General features: G+C 49.8%; 1 rRNA gene. It reads left to right on the top strand.

The features are described 5' to 3' along the window. Window positions 1-2454 (top strand): 23S ribosomal RNA (locus ACQ93I_RS17095); the annotation flags it as partial.

Below are 2454 nucleotides of genomic sequence, written 5' to 3'. Positions count from 1 at the left end.
CATAGTGGTATCCTGAGTAGTGCGGGGCACGAGAAACCCTGTATGAATTTGGCGGGACCATCCGCTAAGGCTAAATACTCCTGAGAGACCGATAGTGAACCAGTACCGTGAGGGAAAGGTGAAAAGAACCGTGAATAACGGAGTGAAATAGATCCTGAAACCATACGCTTACAAGCGGTCGGAGCCCTTTAGGGGGTGACGGCGTGCCTTTTGCATAATGAGCCTACGAGTTAACGTTGCCAGCAAGGTTAAGGGTTTAAGACCTGGAGCCGTAGCGAAAGCGAGTCTGAATAGGGCGCTTTAGTTGGTAGTGTTAGACGCGAAACCGTGTGATCTACCCTTGGGCAGGTTGAAGCTGTGGTAACACATAGTGGAGGACCGAACCCGTTGACGTTGAAAAGTCTTGGGATGACCTGAGGGTAGGGGTGAAAGGCCAATCAAACTCGGAAATAGCTCGTACTCCCCGAAATGCATTTAGGTGCAGCGATGATTTAGTTTTATAGAGGTAGAGCTACTGATTGGATGCGGGGGCTTCACCGCCTACCAATTCCTGACAAACTCCGAATGCTATAAAATGATGATTATCAGTGAGGGCATGGGTGCTAAGGTCCATGTCCGAGAGGGAAAGAACCCAGACCATCAGCTAAGGTCCCCAAATGTATGTTAAGTTGAAAAAACGCGGTTGAACTGCTTAGACAGCTAGGATGTTGGCTTGGAAGCAGCCATTCATTTAAAGAGTGCGTAACAGCTCACTAGTCGAGCGGTTCGGCATGGATAATAATCGGGCATAAACATACTACCGAAGCTATGGATTCTATACCTAAGTATAGAGTGGTAGGGGAGCATTGTAACAGCGTAGAAGGTGTACTGCGAGGTATGCTGGAGCGGTTACAAAAGAAAATGTAGGCATAAGTAACGATAATGCGGGCGAGAAACCCGCACACCGAAAGACTAAGGTTTCCTCAGCTATGCTAATCAGCTGAGGGTTAGTCGGGGCCTAAGGCGAACCCGAAAGGGGTAGTCGATGGACAACCAGTTAATATTCTGGTACCTGCTTTGCGTTAAAAGTGACGGAGGCGAGAATTAGGTGCGCACTGACGGAATAGTGCGTTGAAGGGAGTGGTAACACCCCGATAGTACACCAAAGCTTCGGCGGCGGTGATAATCCTGAATATCGACTTCCAAGAAAAGCAAGCAATAGCAGCCCGTACCGCAAACCGACACAGGTAGTTGGGATGAGAATTCTAAGGTGCTCGAGAGATTCATGGCTAAGGAACTAGGCAAAATTGACCTGTAACTTCGGGAGAAAGGTCGCCCCACTCCGGTGGGGCCGCAGTGAAAAGGTCCAGGCGACTGTTTATCAAAAACACAGGACTCTGCTAAATCGAAAGATGATGTATAGGGTCTGACACCTGCCCGGTGCTGGAAGGTTAAGAGGAGATGTTAGCTTCGGCGACGCATTGAATTGAAGCCCCAGTAAACGGCGGCCGTAACTATAACGGTCCTAAGGTAGCGAAATTCCTTGTCGGGTAAGTTCCGACCTGCACGAATGGTGCAACGATCTGGACACTGTCTCAGCCATGAGCTCGGTGAAATTGTAGTATCGGTGAAGATGCCGATTACCCGCTGTGGGACGAAAAGACCCCGTGAACCTTTACTATAGCTTAGTATTGACTTTGGACAAGTGATGTGTAGGATAGGTGGGAGACATTGAAGCGGTATCGCCAGGTATCGTGGAGTCATTGTTGAAATACCACCCTTTACTTGTTTGAAGCCTAACTTCCATTGGAAGGACAGTGCTTGGTGGGTAGTTTGACTGGGGTGGTCGCCTCCAAAAGAGTAACGGAGGCTTCTAAAGGTTCCCTCAGCACGCTTGGTAACCGTGCGTAGAGTGCAATGGCATAAGGGAGCTTGACTGAGAGACATACAGGTCGATCAGGTACGAAAGTAGAGCATAGTGATCCGGTGGTTCCGCATGGAAGGGCCATCGCTCAAAGGATAAAAGGTACTCCGGGGATAACAGGCTGATCTCCCCCAAGAGCTCACATCGACGGGGGGGTTTGGCACCTCGATGTCGGCTCGTCACATCCTGGGGCTGGAGAAGGTCCCAAGGGTTGGGCTGTTCGCCCATTAAAGTGGCACGCGAGCTGGGTTCAGAACGTCGTGAGACAGTTCGGTCTCTATCTACAGTGGGCGTTAGAAATTTGAGTGGATCTGACTCTAGTACGAGAGGACCGAGTTGGACTAACCTCTGGTGTACCAGTTGTTCCGCCAGGAGCACTGCTGGGTAGCTACGTTGGGAAGGGATAAGCGCTGAAAGCATATAAGCGCGAAACCCACCACAAGATGAGATTTCTTTAAAGGATCGTGGGAGACTACCACGTTGATAGGTCACAGGTGTAAAGGCAGTAATGTCATAGCCGAGTGATACTAATAATCCGTATAGCTTAGTGC

The organism is Salinimicrobium sp. WS361, assembly GCF_050750585.1.
In the GTDB taxonomy this organism is placed as follows: domain Bacteria; phylum Bacteroidota; class Bacteroidia; order Flavobacteriales; family Flavobacteriaceae; genus Salinimicrobium.
This window is presented reverse-complemented; position numbering and strand designations above follow the sequence as displayed.